General features: G+C 48.9%; 8 protein-coding genes and 3 tRNA genes. 2 read left to right on the forward strand and 9 right to left on the reverse strand.

Translation table 11 applies throughout. From position 1 onward, the window contains the following. Positions 1–38 precede the first annotated feature (38 nt). From BT105_RS10325 to BT105_RS10345, 5 genes are all read right to left on the reverse strand, one after another. Positions 39–2,399, reverse strand: coding sequence for a glycoside hydrolase family 9 protein (locus BT105_RS10325; RefSeq protein WP_072300670.1), 2,361 nt, complete (start codon positions 2,397–2,399; stop codon positions 39–41). Between the two features lie 451 nt (positions 2,400–2,850). Beyond that, positions 2,851–4,806, reverse strand: coding sequence for a hypothetical protein (locus tag BT105_RS10330; protein WP_072300671.1), 1,956 nt, complete (start codon positions 4,804–4,806; stop codon positions 2,851–2,853). A gap of 12 nt (positions 4,807–4,818) precedes the next feature. Further along, positions 4,819–8,220 (reverse strand): TIR domain-containing protein, encoded by a 3,402-nt coding sequence (locus BT105_RS10335; RefSeq protein ID WP_072300672.1) that lies wholly within the window; start codon positions 8,218–8,220, stop codon positions 4,819–4,821. A gap of 148 nt (positions 8,221–8,368) precedes the next feature. Then, entirely contained in the window at positions 8,369–9,022 is a 654-nt protein-coding gene (locus tag BT105_RS10340; RefSeq protein WP_072300673.1) for a dockerin type I domain-containing protein, read from the reverse strand. Positions 9,023–9,224: 202 nt separating this feature from the next. Further along, positions 9,225–9,300, reverse strand: a tRNA-Thr gene (locus BT105_RS10345). Positions 9,301–9,459: 159 nt separating this feature from the next. On the opposite strand from BT105_RS10345, the gene BT105_RS10350 reads away from it, so the two are divergent. Then, positions 9,460–9,544 (forward strand) — tRNA-Leu (locus tag BT105_RS10350). A 67-nt stretch (positions 9,545–9,611) separates the two neighbouring features. After that, positions 9,612–10,520: a 1-phosphofructokinase gene (gene pfkB, locus BT105_RS10355; RefSeq protein WP_028516139.1), complete on the forward strand. Its 909-nt coding sequence runs from the start codon at positions 9,612–9,614 to the stop codon at positions 10,518–10,520. Positions 10,521–10,914: 394 nt separating this feature from the next. On the opposite strand, the gene BT105_RS10360 is transcribed toward pfkB, so the two are convergent. The 4 genes from BT105_RS10360 to BT105_RS10375 form a co-directional block, all read right to left on the reverse strand. Further along, entirely contained in the window at positions 10,915–11,280 is a 366-nt protein-coding gene (locus BT105_RS10360; protein ID WP_072300674.1) for a hypothetical protein, read from the reverse strand. A gap of 53 nt (positions 11,281–11,333) precedes the next feature. After that, a complete protein-coding gene (locus tag BT105_RS10365; RefSeq protein ID WP_081367859.1) occupies positions 11,334–13,739 on the reverse strand; it encodes an HD-GYP domain-containing protein in 2,406 nt (801 codons plus the stop codon). 236 nt (positions 13,740–13,975) lie between these two features. Beyond that, a tRNA-Gln gene (locus BT105_RS10370) sits at positions 13,976–14,048 on the reverse strand. 171 nt (positions 14,049–14,219) lie between these two features. Next, a complete protein-coding gene (locus BT105_RS10375) occupies positions 14,220–15,860 on the reverse strand; it encodes a vWA domain-containing protein (RefSeq protein ID WP_072300675.1) in 1,641 nt (546 codons plus the stop codon). Positions 15,861–16,416 lie beyond the last annotated feature (556 nt).

A 16,416-nucleotide genomic window follows, 5' to 3' on the forward strand; every position in this document is an offset into this window, starting at 1 on the left:
GAAAAAGGGCTTCCCTCGGGAAGTCCTTTTTCGTTATATCAGCCCTGCTTGATAAGGAGCTTTCTAAGCAGTATCTCGTCGTACAGGTCTACGTTCTTGTCGCCGTTGAAGTCGAACTGGTCAGCGGCTTCTTTTGAACTGAAAGGCGAAACGCCGAGTATCATCTTGCGGAGTCTTACAAGCTGTGCCACCTTGTATACCTTGGCAGGCTTTGTGCCGTCGGGCTCAGTGCCGCCTACAAGCTTGCCGTCTGCGTAAACGCAAACGTTGTCACAGCGCTTTGCAAGCTCAACGCCGCTTACGATGTTGTCGTAGTCCTCGCCGACCTCATCAAGGTCTATCATGCCCTTTCGGCTCCAGTCGTTGGAGGAATCCCACTTCTCACCGAAGTAGTTGCCGATGATGAGCTGATACTTCTTGTTTGAGTTGGCAACTGCATAGTCAGGCCACGATATCTCGATGTAGTAGATATCGTCCTTGAACTGCTTTGGCTGTGAGAGCACAGCGGACTTGTCAGTCACCTCGGTCTCAACCTGGTCGTATGTCTTTTGCAGTACGAAACTGCCGGGGATAGTCTTGTTCTCAAATTCTTCAATGCTGAAATAGTAGCGTACAGAAAGGTCAGTGTGTGGCTCAAGGCAGTCCGTATTCACGAAGAATGTCAGCTTTGTAACGCCTGAGCCTGTAGCCTCGGGAGCTTCGGAGCAATAGCCCGATACCCAGAAATCATCGCCTGAGAAGAGCTGTGTGTCATCGACCTTTTCAGCAGGAGGGAAGTTCTCCTCGGGCTTCATGGTCTTGTCGCCCTTGTAGAGGTAAAGACCTGCCGCCGCGCCTACGATAGCCGCATTGTAGTCGATAGTAACCTCGTTGTATATCCAGTCCTTTGTTACGTCGTTGTGCTGGTCGTCGCCGTCGGGACCGCCTGCAAGAGCGCCGTAGAGAACGTGCTTGTGCTCGGCAGGGTCCTCAGCCATTGTAAGTCCCGAAGCCGCACGGTGGTGTGGATATTTTACGGAGTTCTCGCCGTAGCCCACAACATAGCTTCTGCCGAGAGGGTTATCGCCGATGATGTATTCCATTTGTCCCAGAGCCCAGTCCGAGAATGCATAGTCGGGGTTCTTGTCGTTGTACTTGTCCTTGCCCTTGTTGTATTTGTCGTATACAAGAGCCGTGAACTGTACCGCAGTATTGTATCTTGCACTGCCCCATGTATCGAGGTAGAAGTAGCCCGCAGGAGTTATCTTGCCCTTTTTGCCCTCCATAACGGTGTTTATAGCTTTGGCTTCCATTTCCCAGAAGTCGAGGACTTCATACTGACCTCTGCCGATAGCCACACGAGTTTCCTCGCAGACCTCGGGATACATATCCTGAATACGTCCGAAAAGTATGCCAACGCCGTTCCACATATCGTTCCAGCAGAGAACGTATCCGGGAGGCGCATAGTAGTCGATGTATTTCTCGCAGGCTTCGAGGTAGTCGTGGTCCTTTGTGATGAGGTAGAGCCAGCCTGCCGCGAAGCAGAAGTCGTCCTCCCACTTGTTGGAGGTGTAGAAGCTCATAGGACCGTCGCCGCCTGCGCCGACTTTCTTCTCGTTCTTGTTTGCAAATTCAAAGAGCGCCTTTGCGTAGTCGAGACACTTATCGGCGTACTCGGGATCTGTGTCCTTGAAGTTGTAGTAGTTTATAGCCAGAGCCGCCGCGCTCTCCGATACGTCGTCGGTGGTGGGGAGCTCAGATGTGGCAAAGAATGCAGGACGTCCCATAGCGTCTATTTCGGGAGACTGCCAGTATTCATGGTCAACGCTTCCGTCGCCTACCTGATAGCAGAAGGCGAGAACGTCGCCGTTTTTGTCGCGGAAGGTGCTCTTCATGAAGTAGTCGCAGAAGTAGCGGCATATGGTCTCGGCGTGAGCGTCCTGACCTGTTTCCTTGTAGGCGTCGCGGAATTCATAGTAGCCCCATGACACAACAGAAGCCGCATAAGCCTCGGGAAGTCCGAACTTTACGTGGTCGCCTGCGTCGTGGAATCCGCCTGCAACGTCGATGAAGCCGTCACCGTCGGGATCGAGGATATCCTTGTATTTTTCCATGAACGACTCGGGGAGATTAGTTCCGGAATGGTCGTCGTCAATGGGGTGCATAGGCACCTTTGCGTCGTATACATGGCAGTTTCCGCGCCATGAAAGGCGGTTGTTGTCGGCAACTCCCGTACCGCACATATTAGCGTCGTAGAAGTAAAGCGTGTATTGTAAAAGCTTAGCCCAGTTGTTCTCGGTCTCTTCGTAGTCGACAACATTGGGAGTAGCCTTTGCGAAAGCAGGCATAGCCGCCGCCGAAGCGGATACGGCAGTTACCGCCGCCGCAGTAAAAGCGGATAAGCGCTTGAATATCTTCATAAACTCAGTCCTTTCTGTTGGATAGCCGTTAGCCGTCAGCTATCGGTCTGATTTCATTTTACCCCATATCGGCGCAAATGTCAACGCATAACTTGCGGAGTTGTGTTAACAGTTAAATTTGTCGAGCCTATGAATGGGATTCCAAAGGGACTGTGTTCCTTTGGTCAGGTCAAGGGCTGACAGCCCTTGTGGGGTGTGGGGCAAGCTTAACAAGCCCGTCCCCTTTGTCGCCGTGCGACATCTCCCCACACTGTGGGGAGTAACCCCACAGTTACAAAGCGCTCCTAACAGGAGCGAGTACCCTCTGTCAGCAAAACTGACAGAGGGTGCCGAGCCCGATTAGGGGGCCCTGCAAGAGAGGGCGTCCCTTAATGGCAGGTGTATATTTTTTGACGGAACGCCGAGGGCGGCGTTCCCTACAGGCTAAAGGCTAAAGCCCGAATTAGCATAGCTAATTACGGGCTTTGTACCTCGCCATAAGCGACATAAGGTCGTATTTGCACATTTCGGGTTTGGTCTCCATGAGCTTCTGCTGAGTCACAAGGCAGGGATTTCTGCGGAACTTGTCGCTTCGCTCTCCCGAGCGCCAGCCTATGGAAGCCATATAGCAGCACCAGCGGCGGTGCTCCAGTGAAGCCAGTCCATAGGCGAAGCTGTCCTTTTTCAGCTTGGCAAGGACTTCCTCCTCACTGCCGTTCATCTGCCATGCAGTGCCCGTGTACTTCATAAGGGAGCCGTTTCTGCCGATAAGCTCTTCAAGCTTTGCACTGAGCTCCGCACCGTTTTCTGCGGCAAGCTTTGGTATGATATCGTTCTTGACCTCGTCGTGGTATGCGGCGGCTTTGCTTGAGGAGCGGCGGAAAAGTCTCAGTCTGTTCCATTCCTGCTCGGGGTCCTCCTCGGAGTTGTCCGCAGTACCCGTTTCGTCGGCGGTAATGAGCTTGATATTGTTGTAGAAGTGGTTGTAATTCTTGGCGAGCTTGTCTATTTCGCGGTTGATTATCATGTCGAGAGTAATGACAATGCTTCTGTCGTCAATGAGACTGACATCGGCAAGAGAGCTGTTTTCTGCGGAGATATAGCCTGCAAGACGTCTGTCGGTGTCCATTCGCATGAGAATAGGCAGTTTAAGTCCGCGCTCGTCAAAGAGCTCCTCCAGCTGTATAGCGCAGTGTACCGAAAGGTCGATATTTTCAAGGGCTATGACCGCATAGGTGTAGGGCTCGGCGTCGAGCTTCTCACGTACAGTGTCGTAGAAGCTGATATGTGAGATGTTCAGCTCGTGGAAGTTTATCTCCAGAAGTCCGTCTGCGGCGCTGCTTTTCATTGTGACCTTGTCATCGGTGATATCAAAGGTTTCACGGCTGAGCTGGTTGAGGAACACCGCCTTTTTCGCCTTGATATTGCTGTCGAAAACGTCGATGATTATGCGGTTGCTCTCGTGGACTACGCCGAGATTCATAGCCTGCAATACTGCCTGCTGACCGAGCTGTCCGAAGCCTGCTACCAGCAGATGAGCCGTCCAGTCCTTCAGCGGAGTATCCGTGCCGATGTATATGCTGTGGAGGGGGTGGTCGGAGTACATCTTGTGTATCTGCATTTCGGGAAGTCCCACTACCTCCAGATCGAAGTAAGCGTCAGTGCCTGCGGCACTGTTGTAGTATTCCGCGATAAGTCTGCCTATGCCCTCCTCCTCGCACCTGCACGATATCTTGGCTCCCTGAGTGAGCTTTATCCTATCGTCGGAGTCCTTTTCGTTCAGGCGGAAAAGCTGTAACAGGGAGAAGTTTCGTATGGACGATGTCTCAAAGAGTATGATATTTGTGGCTATTTCGATTCGTGTTTTGGCAAGAAGCGTCTGAAGCTCCGATTCTGCCGCTTTCAGGACGTCTGCGTAGTGCACCACATAGCCTGCCTTGTTAAGTCGGTATATCTCCTCGTTGTCGATAGACTCGGTAGTTACTATGTGTATGCAGGTCTTTTTCGGGTTTGACCTGTTGTTTTTCAGCATGGACTTGACGTCACTGTTATAGCCGAAAACCACGATATGACGGCAGTTTTTGTCCCTGCGGAAGAATATGATGAAGCGGAGCAGGCGTTCCAGAAATTTGTAGATGAATGAAATAGTGCAGTAGGGGGCGGTGAATACCGCTATACAGTAGGCATAGCCGATACCTTTGTTGAGCACCGAGGGATTATCCTTCATAAAGGCGACGGTGTCCTTTATAGTTACCGAAGCCTTGAAGCCGAATGCGTTGATACTGTTTTGCAGTACCAGCAGCACCTTGAAGAACGAATCGTAATTTTTATAGTATATGATACCCTGTGCAGTGGCTATCAGGAATGACAGCACTGCAAGTAGAAATATCAGCCGCGTCGTATTCTTACGACTTTTGTTGTTGCCCATTTGTCAGTCCTTTCATGCCTCGCTCAGAGCCGTGAGATAGTCCTTTGCGGCGCTGAGAAGCTGCTGAGTGGTGTATATCGGGAAGAAACCTGCTTTGTTTTGACCATCGTCGCTGATGAATACTGTATCGGCTTTTGCAGGAGCAGCGGCGAAATCGTCTATCCTGTAGCGGACAGTGAATCTTGAAGTATCCAGCAGCCAAGCCTGCGACTTGTCCCATACAGCGTATACACGGCTGCTGTCAGCTGAGGGCTTTGTCTCAAAGAGAGCCGCTGAGGTGCTGTCCGATTCGTAGATATCGTTGTCGTAATCGTTTTCAAAGTCAAGTCGGCAGCTTCTTCCTGTGAAGCCCTCTGCGTTCATTTCGTAAAGGTGAGAATCACGGCAGAGCACAGCAAATTTATCATCGCCGACTGCTGCGACGGATACAGGCTCCTGACTTGTGCCGTTAAGAGAAACTGTCGCCTTGCGAGGTCCCTTTTCTGCGTCAAAAAGACCAACTGTGCGGTCACTGAAAAGAACTCCCACAGTAGTGTCATTCTGCCAGAAGATACGCTGAATATCGGGGCTTGTATCGCTTTCGGCGTTGAATTCAAGCTTTGTATACTGACCTGATGAGAAGTCATGAACGATAAGGGCTGTTTTTTCCTCGTCGTCATCGCTGAGCTTAGCCAGCATAGCAGCCTTGCTGCCCGAAACAGCGCACAGCTCATCGACTATTTCTTTGTCCATGAGGATAGAGTTTTCTTTCTTCTGCGCCCATGACTTGAAGCTGCCGTCGGAGGAAACAAACACTAAATTCCTGTTGGTGTCTGCAAGGTAATAAGCTCCGCCCTCAGCGGGGATAAGCTGGGAGCTTCCGCGCATAGTCCCGGGAGCGTCCTTGACGTCGGTCACTTTGCCGTCAGCAGTGTTTATTATCATTATGCCGTCTTCGGTGGAGGTGCCCTTATATGCGTTCACTATGAGCTTGTCGCTGCCCACAAATGCAGCGGAGAGGGCTCTGCCGCCATTGAGTTCAGTCACCTCGGTGCATGAACCGTTTGCCGTATCATAGATGAACAGGTGGTCGGTAAGCTGACTTCCTGAATTATATTCACCGTTGGGGTAGTATGTGGAGATAACAGCAGCCTTTGTGCCGTCGTCGGAAACTGCAAGTACATTGCGGTCATACATGAATTCGCCTGCGTCGATATCCTTGTACGATGAGTTCATTTTAGGGTACTGGATATAGGCAGTGTTGGAGTAATTCTCGGCGGTGACGTACTTGCCGAGACTGTAGCTGCAAAGGGATATCTTTGTGGTCATGGTCTGGACTCTGTATGCGGACCTGTCTGACTCCTTGCCCGTTATTAAGCTTTTAAAGCTTATCGCGTATTCCTCTCCGCTGTCAAGAGTGAACATAACAAGTCCGTTCTGACTGAATGACGCGTCTATAATTTCACCGTCTATAGGGATAGACTTTATGAGCTTTCCGTTTTCATAGTCCACAAAGGAGACAGTGCGGTTTGTGGTTACTGCAAGAACGTCATGCTCATAGCCTGTGGTCTTGGCAGGCATGAGGAACATCTTTCCCTTGTTCTGATAGTTGACGGGGATAGAAGCAGTCCACTTCTTTTCCTTCATGTCCTTGTCATAGCGTGAGATATTAGTGGTGAGGTCAAATGCCATTACACTGCAAGCCGCTGTTACAGGCTCATCGTTGAAGAATTGCAGATAATTGGTGTTGATACCTGCTGCAACGGGATAGTTCAGCTCGACGCTGTTGATGAGCTTAAGAGCGTGGTCCTTTATCTCGTAAGCTGCCAGAATACCTGAGTCAAAGGCAGCATAAACGACTCCGTCACGGACTGCCTTTATCTCGAAGTCTAAGTACAGACTTGCGGCTTTGTTATTGAAGTCAAGCTTTACGGTGTCAACTTCCTTGCCTGTTTCGCGGTCGATTATCTCAAGGAAGATGTTGTCACCCATTATAGCCTTGCCGCTCACAAGCTCACGCTTGTCATTGTACATACGCAGAACGTACTCGTCGCCCACGATGAAGCTGTAACAATGGTAAGCATTATCGGGCTTGGGAGACTTCCACTTTATCTCGCCTGTAGCGCCGTCAACGCGCCATATGGACTTATCGGAGTTGGCGATATATACGTCGCCGCCTGTGCCCTGCTCGTCCTCTTCAACGGAGTGTATGTAATTGGTGTATATCTTATTGAAAATCGAGCTGTTTTCATAGGTGATACGGCTGGGAGAGCTTGCATTATGGAAATAGGTGCCTGTTTTGTCAAGGTTTACGTCGAAATATGCTGTCAGCTCATTGGAGCCGCTTGTTGAGGCAAATTCGCTGTCTGCTGCTGAAAGCTTCTTGATGAGCTTTCCTGTCTCGGCGTCCCAGAAGTAGACTCCCGTAGCGTCCTTGGAAACTACGGACTTTCCGCCGCCCATGAATGAGAGCTGCTCAACGGCGCAGTCGTGCTTCAATGAAAGCTGAGGCACCATTTGCGTATGTCTGAACATACCCAGCTCACGGGAGAGAGCGTACTCCGCCTCGGGGAGCACAGGCTTTTCCTCGCCCTCTGAGGGCAGAGCCGCTACTGCCTTTTTTATGGCAGGGATAAGACTGCTCTCTTTGTAAAGGTTCTCGGACTCAACAGCAAGGTGTCCTGCGTTCTCAACGAGAAGCTCGCTGTTCTTGTTCTCAATCTCGACATTCTGTTCCTTTATCTGGTCGTTCTGCTTCTGTATCTGCTTGTTCTTGCCGTTAATGGTGACTGCCGAAGCAACGCTGATGATGGAAATAAGTGAGAGTATACCCGAAACACCGCCGAAGATACGTCTTCTTTTTGCAGCCTCGCGGCGCTTCTCACGCTGGTACAGGTCGTTGAAATCGCAGCCCAGCAGGGGAGCGGCGATGCGGAGATACTCGGTGTTCAGCTTCTTCATGGAGTCCTTGATATTGTCCGCAACGATATTGGCGGCAAGTGGCTCGACGTCTACCTTTACCGTGACTTCCTCGCCCTTTTCATTGGTGGTGGTGACCTCGGCGTAGGTCAGCTCCTCGGGGAAGGACTCACGGGGATCGCCGTTTACCAGCAGGGTGATGATGTTGGTGTTCTTGTTGTCGTGGAGCTCGCGGAAACGGGTGAGCTCCTGTAAGCACCACTTGGACTCGGTGTACTGGGGCGAGCAGATAACTATGAGGTATTCCGAGGACTCGATAGCGTTCTTGATTATCTCGCTGAGGTCGCTGCTTGACTGGAGCTCCGAAACATCGCGGAAGATACGCCAGTTTTCCTTTTTTACGCCCAGTGACTTTGGGGGCTTGTAGGCTTCGAGGAGCTTTTGCAGTTTTTCAGCCGCCTGCATATCAGGCTCGATATGACGATAACTTATAAAAGCTTTGTATTTGTATTCCATCTCATTCTCCTTATACATATGAATTATATGAATTTCATATAAAGATATTGTATCACATAATCGCTCAAATAGCAATGATTAAGGTAAAAAAACGCGTCCCGTTGTTGTCGGGACGCGAATATGCTTGTTTGGACTGCCTATAGTGCGATCATACAGGTGTTACTTCCGGAACATCTGAAGGACGAGTAGTGGTTGTTGTAACCTTTGTGGTAGTTGCAGTAGTTGATGTTGGCTTAGCTGTAGTAGTTGTTACCTTTGTAGTAGTTGTTGTGGAAACAGGCTTAGCTGTGGTAGTTGTTACCTTTGTAGTAGTTGTTGCAGAAACTGGCTTGACTGTGGTAGTTGTTACCTTTGTAGTAGTTGTTGTAGAAACAGGCTTCGCTGTAGTGGTCGTAGTCTTAGCAGTTGTTGTAACAGTTGTGGTAGTTGTAGTTGCCTTTGGATCGGCATTCGGATTCTTTAAGTACTCAGGGAAACTGAGCTTTCCTCCCACAGATGTGTACGCATAATAGCTCAGTATAGTCGAAGCGTCAACAGCATTTACAGCTCCGTCTTTGTTTACGTCCTGTGTTGCAAGCTCGTATTCAGTGGGCTTGTCCTTTGATGTTGCGTATCTTGCGTAGTTTGACAGCGCAATTGAAGCGTCTACGGCGTTTATTGCGCCGTCGCCGTCTGCGTCGCCAAGCTTGATAGTGGTGTGAGCTGCGGCTTCGTCTGAATTAGCCTCTGCGGCATTGGCACACAGAGAAGTGCCGAAAACCATAGTGACTGAAAGTAATGTAGCAATAATCCTCTTTATCATAAAGAGCCTCCCTTAGTTATAGTGTATATAGATATTATAGCATTTTTATCTGATTTGTCAACGACTTGAAAAAATAAAACGCGATTCAGTTTCCTGAACCGCGTTTGTGTATGTGTTACAATATTGATACTACTTCATGCGCGGAAAAAAATTCGCGTCCCAATTATACTGAGACGCGAACTTGCCTGCGGGGGCTCCCCGCTGGAGCTGATGATCGGACTTGAACCGACGACCTACGCCTTACCAAGGCGTTGCGCTACCGACTGTGCCACATCAGCACCAACAGATAATATTATACACTAAAGCCGTGTAAAAGTCAATACTGCAGAATATTATTTTTTATGTTAACTAAAAATTTCTGAAATTTTTTTGAAAAAAGGCTTGACAAGCATTTTTTTTTCTGGTATAATATTAAAGCAGTCACGAAATACTGCAATGCGAGTGTGCTGGAATAGGCAGACAGGCACGTTTGAGGGGCGTGTGTCGAGAGACGTATGGGTTCAAGTCCCATTACTCGCACCAAGGGAAGCGTTTACCAAAGGTAAACGCTTTTTCTTTTGCTATATCTCAATATAAGGGAGCAAAAAACATGATTTATACAGTTACGTTCAATCCTGCTATAGACTATGTAGTTAAGACGGAGAAAATAGCTCTGGGCAGTGTCAACCGCGCCGCTTCCGAGCAGATATACTACGGCGGCAAGGGCATAAATGTTTCCGCTGTGCTTGCGGAGCTGGGCATACGCTCAAAGGCGCTGGGCTTCACGGCAGGCTTTACGGGCGAGGCTATTGAGCGAGGTGTCGAAGCTATGGGCATCGACGCGGACTTCGTAAGGCTGAAAGAAGGCACTTCCCGAATCAACGTGAAGATAAGAGCTGAGGAGGAGACCGAGCTCAACGGACAAGGTCCCCACATAGACGACGAAGCTCTTTCACAGCTTTTCAAGAAGCTGGACAGACTCAAGGACGGTGACACGCTTATACTTGCAGGAAGTATCCCGAACAGTCTGCCCTCCAACGTGTATGAGCGCATACTGGAAATGCTTTCAGACCGCGATATCCGCACTGTTGTGGACGCATCGGGAGAGCTCCTTGTGAACGTGCTGAAATACAAGCCTTTCCTCATCAAGCCCAACGACCATGAGCTGGGAGAGATATTCGGCGTTAACATCTCCACCTATGACGGAGTTGTTGAATACGCCGTAAAATTGCAGGCTATGGGAGCTCGCAATGTTCTGGTATCCATGGCTGGCAGCGGAGCTATACTCCTTTGCGAGAACGGCAGGCTCATCAAATGCGGAGTCTGCATGGGTACGGTAAAGAACTCCGTGGGAGCAGGCGATTCCATGCTGGCAGGCTTCGTGGCAGGCTCTGCGGAGAACGACCTCGACTACGCATTGAAGCTGGGAACAGCCTGCGGCGGTGCCACGGCATTTTCCGAGGGACTTGCCAAAAAGGAGCTCATATTCGAGCTGTTGAAGCAGCTAAAGACTATATAACTGTAGGGGACGCCGCCTCGGCGTCCCGAGACTTGTGTTGCAAATATAAATTGTGGCTTGTAGGGGCTGGCGTCCCCGACAGCCCGAAAAAACGCCCCGAAGTATAACCGTGGCACTTATATAGAAATTTATAGTTAATTATGGGGGAAACCTTTCTGAGGAAAGGTTCTCCCCCATACCCCTTTCCAAAGACTTTTATCTGGTTTTTTCACAGATAGGGCGCTCCATAAATAAAAAAACCTGCAAAATGCAGGTGCGCCCTATCTGCGAAAAAACAAAACGAAAGTTTTAGGGAGAGAGTTTGAGAGAAGCCCCTTTTTCAAAAGGGGTTCTCTCAATAATCAATTATAAAACTTCTATATGAGTATCGCGGATATACTTCGGGGTGCTGTTTTTATTCCTTCTGAAATTTCAGCTTTAGTCCGAGAAAAGCCGTAACTGCGGCATTTATCAGGATAACAGCCAGTGCCGCCGACTTGTTCTTATCACCGCCGCCTATGACCATTAAGAACCAATAGGCGGACATAAGCACAGTTCCCAGTATATCGAGGACAAAGCCTGTTATCTCTGCCCATTTTCTGCGCCCTGCTGCAAGGTAAAGGAGCTCCGCTGAAGCCGTAACGGGGAGCGTCGGAAAAAACAGAGCCATGAGCACAAGCAGCGCTCCGAGGGATTCAGCCTGCGGATAGTTTACTATGCAAAGGGCGATATACGCCGCAATGCATACCAGAAGCAGCAGTAAATTCTTGATTTGTTTCATGAGTGATTTCCTTGAATCGAAAGTGTTATTTCGGAATATTATCCGCCAATTGGCTAACGGCTTATCCTTATATTCGTAATAGCGCACTGGTCTCCCGTAAGAGCTGCATACAGCTTCGGGATGTCGTCGGTCACCGTTGTTATCGAGTGTATGGACAAACCGCAGTATTCCGTGGATATACCTATCTGTCCGCTTTTTATCTTAATAAGCAGTTCGCAGTCCTGACCTGCCTTGTTTTTCTCCTTGAAGCTGTTCCAGTCTGTGAAATCGTCCAGCTTGTTGACGTGAACTCTGTTCTCGGCGCGGTCGTCCTCCTCCCAGCCTTCGCCGTCAAGACGAACAACTGTGAGCTCGCGGTAATTTTTGCCGTTTACCTGTCCGTCCTCGGAGGTATAGATAACAATGAACGGACAGTGCCATACCAGTCTTGCGGTAGGCAGGCTCATTGTATGGAATGAGATACGTGTTCCGTTGGTTATCTCGAAGCCCTCGGAACAATCCGAGCGCCAGCCGTCCACCTGAACATTGGGGATATCGCCCTGCGGAAGGTTTATGTAGGTTATCTCCTCTGCGATACGGGGAATATAGCTCTCGCTTATCTTCTCGCCTGTCTTAGCTACGTCAACGTCCTCGATTATGCAGTTCTTGCCCGTAAGCGCCAGATAGCAGAACCTTGTGCTGTCGGGCAGAGCAAGTATTATCTCGTGGAATCGGTAGCAGTTCATAAGCCTGATGAGCACATGGTCCTTACAGCGCATAGCCTCGATATCGAATTCTATCTTTTCGCCGCGGAGCATAGCCTTTGTTTCGGCAGAAGCTCCTGCAGTCTCGTTTGTCCTGACTTGAGCGTTTCGGGTGCCCTTCTGCTCGACGACGCCGTCGGCGTGGATAGTGGCGTATTCGTAGTACAGCAGGTCTCTCTGCTTGCGCTCGCTGTCGTGCATTCTTCCGTCCAGCGAATCGAAAAGCACAAAGCTCGGGATATTTTCCTCGCTTCGCTCGTTGGACATATAGCTGGTCAGATGTATATGCACTATGCCGTTATTAAGCAGTATACCGTCAGAGCGCGTAGTGCGGTACGGTCCGCAGAGCAGGGTTCCTATAGCCTCGCCCTCGGAGGCGTCCTCGCTCTCCCTCATTATGTACTCGGAATCAAGGTCGATGAGGTGGAGCATTATTCTTCCGTAATTGGGATCAAACTGAGTGCCCAAGCCCTTTACGAACTCCTCGCGGACTATCTGCTGAGGGATAGGATCACGGTAGCTTCTCTTAGAGGTCATAGCGTCGTAGGCGTCGGCAACAGCGATTATACGGGCGATATCGGGGATATCCTCGCCCTTTAGTCCTGCGGGGTAGCCGTGACCGTCATAGCGCTCGTGGTGATAGTGAGCGCCTATGCTGAGATAGGGAGACTGGCTGATACTGGAAAGTATCTGCATTCCGATGACGGGGTGAGTCTTGATAGCTCCGTATTCCTCATCGGTGAGCTTGCCCTCCTTGTTGATGATACTGTCCTTTATGCCGATCTTTCCAACATCGTGGAGCAGTGCGGCGAAGTATATCTCCTCACATTCCTTTTCGTTCTTGCCTGCGCTTCTTGCAACTTTTACGGAGTACTTTGCAACTCGGCGCGAGTGACCGTGAGTGTACTTATCCTTGGCGTCTATGGCGTTTGCAAGAGCAGTAGCCGTCTGCTCGAACAGCAGGTGCATATTCTTCTGCTCTTCACGGACTACCTCTATTTCGTGCTTGTTGGCGCGTTCTATCATATAGTTCATATCAAGAAGCGCGAATACATAGAGCAGTACGACAAGTCCCACAAGAGTCATGCTCGTAAGGGAAACGCCGTATGTGAAAAGCTGTATTATCGAAGATATAAGCGGAACAATAGAGAAAAGCAGTATCGGTATGCGCATATGCTTGCTGATACGCTTGTAATGCTGTATAATTACCGACATATCAAGGACAAGTATTATCAGCGGTATGATATAGCATATCGGAAAGCCTGCTGAGCGCTGGTAGCAGTTCTGCTCGTCAAAGGTGTAGTAAAAGCCTGTAAACTGCGAGATAATAAGCATCACAAGTCCCAGAGCGCACATTATGCAGGATAGCTTCAGACGCACAGGCGGCTTTTCCATACCGCCCTCATTGATATAAACGTTTATGAGATACAATGTAAAGGTAAAAATAATGCCGAGAATAAGCCCAAATACGAGAAAATTGCTTATCCTGACCATGTAGTATCCTATCTGTCGGGTGTCGCCGCGGTAATGATAGGACATTCGCTCTGATATCAGCAGGAACATCGCACAGAGCTCAAGAGAGAGGATTATGTACTTTCGCCCGGGTATTATGGCCTTTGTTATAAAGACAAAAAAAGCCAGCATACCGCATATCAGGCTCAGTGCGAACATTATATTAAGCTGATATTCCTTCAGCAGTTCAATAATACTGTTCATATTTCAGATATGCCCCCTTTATTGTGCAAAACAGGCAGTATATGTTTTTAAGAATATATCAAAAAGTTTTCAGAATCTGCAATTATTATATGTATATTATACCATAAGAGGAGCAAAAATACAAGAGCTCCACAAAAAATTTACTTTTGAATAGAAAAATAAAAAAGCTCCGCGGCTGCGGAGTTGGGAAAACTGTAAAAATAAACTCCGGTGCGTTTGCATCGGAGTTTTTTGAGTTGGGGTGGAAGGATTTGAACCCTCGAAATAACGGAGTCAGAGTCCGCTGCCTTACCACTTGGCGACACCCCAATATGTTTACTGAATTATTCAGCTTTATTATTATATCACTGATAAGGCGACTTGTCAATAGGAAATATAAAAATTTATCATTTAACTATAGCTGCTTATGCAGAAGTCCCCCATGCGAGTAGGGGACCGCTGCATATGTATCACATTTTTCTGCCTTTCTTCTGTACTACCTTAGTTATAGAGTCTCTCTGCGAGTTTTGCCAGAGAGATGAGCTCCTCGGTCTTTTCGTCGAATGCCAGAGATGTTGCAGTTCTTGCAACGTAGTCGTAGCTTGAGCTGCCCTTGAACTCTGAATTTCTGAGAAGCATTGCGAACTCGGCTGCTGCTGAAGCCAGTTTTATGGACTCGGAAGGCTCGGAGTTGTATTTCTCCATTCCGAACAGCTGAGATTCGTAGATGTCTCCGTCCTCACCGACGGGCTTGTAGGTAACTGAGAGCTTGCAGAGCTCGCTTCTGCCGTTGTCAACGGGAGGCTCTGCTGTGTGCTCTGAGCTGAATTCCAGCTGAACGCCGCGGTATGTATCGCCTGTCTGTGCAAGCTCGACCTCATAGAGAGCTGTAACGCTGTGACCTGCGCCCACTTCGCCTGCGTCCTTGGTCTCGTCGTAGAAGTCCTCTGCGTTCATGAGTCTGTTATCATAGCCGATAAGTCTGTAGCTCTTTATCTGCGAGGGATTGAACTCCACCTGTATTTTGACGTCCTTGGCGATAGTGTAGAGAGTGCCTGCCATTTCCTGAACGAGAACGCGGTGAGCCTCGTCGACGGAGTCGATATAGCTGTAGTTTCCGTTGCCGTTATCGGCGATAGCCTCCAGCTTGTCGTCCTTGTAGTTGCCTGTGCCGAAGCCTAAAACTGAGAGGTAAACGCCCTTGTCTCTCTTGGACTCGATGAGCTTTACCAGCTCGCTCTCGGAGCTTGCGCCGATGTTGAGGTCGCCGTCTGTAGCGAGGATAACGCGGTTGTTTCCGCCCTCGATGAAGTATCTTTCAGCCAGTTTATAAGCCTGCTGTATGCCGCCCTCGCCGTTTGTGCCGCCGGAAGCTGTAATGGAGTAGAGAGCGTTTAGTATCTCGTCCTTATCCTTGCCGCTTGCGCCTTCAAGGATAGTATCGGAGTGTCCTGCATATGTAACGATAGATATACGGTCCTTTTCCGTGAGCTTTTCAGCCAGCATTGAGAAGGCTGTCTGCACCAGAGGAAGCTTGTCGTATGAAGCCATAGAGCCCGAAGAATCTATAAGGAAAACGATATTTGAGGGCGGAGTCTCCTTTTCTGGCATACGCTTGCCCTGTATGCCTATCATCATGAGCTTGTTTGCAGGGTTCCACGGACAGTCTGCAAGCTCAACGTAATCGCCGAAAACTCGTCCTTCCTCGGGATCGGGATAGTCATAATCGAAGTAGTTGATGAATTCCTCTGCACGGACAGCGTCCTCGGGGACTATAGTGCCGTCCTCAAGAAGTCTGCGTATATTTGAATAAGAAGCAGTGTCAACGTCAGCCGAGAATGTTGAGAGAGGCTCGGCTTTTGGATCCTTGAAGCCTGTTTCGATGTATTCCTTGTAGCTTTCATTGCGTGAAGCCTGAGTCGGACGCTCATAATATCCGCCGTCGCAGTCGTATTCGGGAGCGCAAACCGTAGCTTCATTTATATCCTCATGAACTATAGAGTTATTGTTCCTGTGCTCGTCCTTTTTGTAAGTACCGCCATTGTAATTGCTTGTTGTTCCATCGCCGCAGCTGCAAAAAGCGCTCATTATTACTGTACAGGCAGCAGCCATTGCTGCGTATCTTGTTAGCTTGGTATTCATAGATAAACCTCCCTGATGTCCCGAGGGACTTTATTTTTTTTAGGCAATACCACACAGAACTTGTGCTGAAGATGCGCAGTCAGATTTTTCGCCAGATCGTATAGAAATGTCGCAGGCATACTGTCGTATGTCAAGATATTTCTGTGCGAGATGGCGGAAAATATGCAAGCAGATTCAGTGCAAAGCCGTCAGGCGGGTTTTGTGCGGTTTTGTCTATAAGTTCTGCGGTGACTTCCGCAGCTCTTTTCTATGCTTTTATTATAGCTCCTGAACGGGCAGTTTACAACAACAGAAAAATGCCATTTTAAAGACGATTTGAAGTATATTTTTTTAATATCGGGTTTCATTTCCTTACAATTTATTGACATTCTTACAGCATTCTTGCAAATGTAAATAAAAAATGAAAAAATTTCACATCAGGTCTTTTCAAGTATCAACAAATGTGCTATAATAAATGCAGTGCATTTATTATAAGTATTAAAAGCCCTTGCAGATACGCAAATCAGAGATTTGCTCCCTGCAATCGGGCAATTATAGCACAACGCTTTGCTTATGT

Source organism: Ruminococcus flavefaciens (assembly GCF_900119075.1).
In the GTDB taxonomy this organism is placed as follows: Bacteria; Bacillota; Clostridia; order Oscillospirales; family Ruminococcaceae; genus Ruminococcus; species Ruminococcus flavefaciens_Q.

Excerpts from the sequence above, each read along its gene's own strand:
- BT105_RS10340 (WP_072300673.1), bottom strand. The coding sequence starts at position 9,022 with ATGATAAAGAGGATTATTGCTACATTACTTTCAGTCACTATGGTTTTC.
- BT105_RS10325 (WP_072300670.1), bottom strand. The coding sequence starts at position 2,399 with ATGAAGATATTCAAGCGCTTATCCGCTTTTACTGCGGCGGCGGTAACT.
- BT105_RS10360 (WP_072300674.1), bottom strand. The coding sequence starts at position 11,280 with ATGAAACAAATCAAGAATTTACTGCTGCTTCTGGTATGCATTGCGGCG.
- BT105_RS10335 (WP_072300672.1), bottom strand. The coding sequence starts at position 8,220 with ATGGAATACAAATACAAAGCTTTTATAAGTTATCGTCATATCGAGCCT.
- BT105_RS10375 (WP_072300675.1), bottom strand. The coding sequence starts at position 15,860 with ATGAATACCAAGCTAACAAGATACGCAGCAATGGCTGCTGCCTGTACA.
- BT105_RS10365 (WP_081367859.1), bottom strand. The coding sequence starts at position 13,739 with ATGAACAGTATTATTGAACTGCTGAAGGAATATCAGCTTAATATAATG.
- pfkB (WP_028516139.1), top strand. The coding sequence starts at position 9,612 with ATGATTTATACAGTTACGTTCAATCCTGCTATAGACTATGTAGTTAAG.
- BT105_RS10330 (WP_072300671.1), bottom strand. The coding sequence starts at position 4,806 with ATGGGCAACAACAAAAGTCGTAAGAATACGACGCGGCTGATATTTCTA.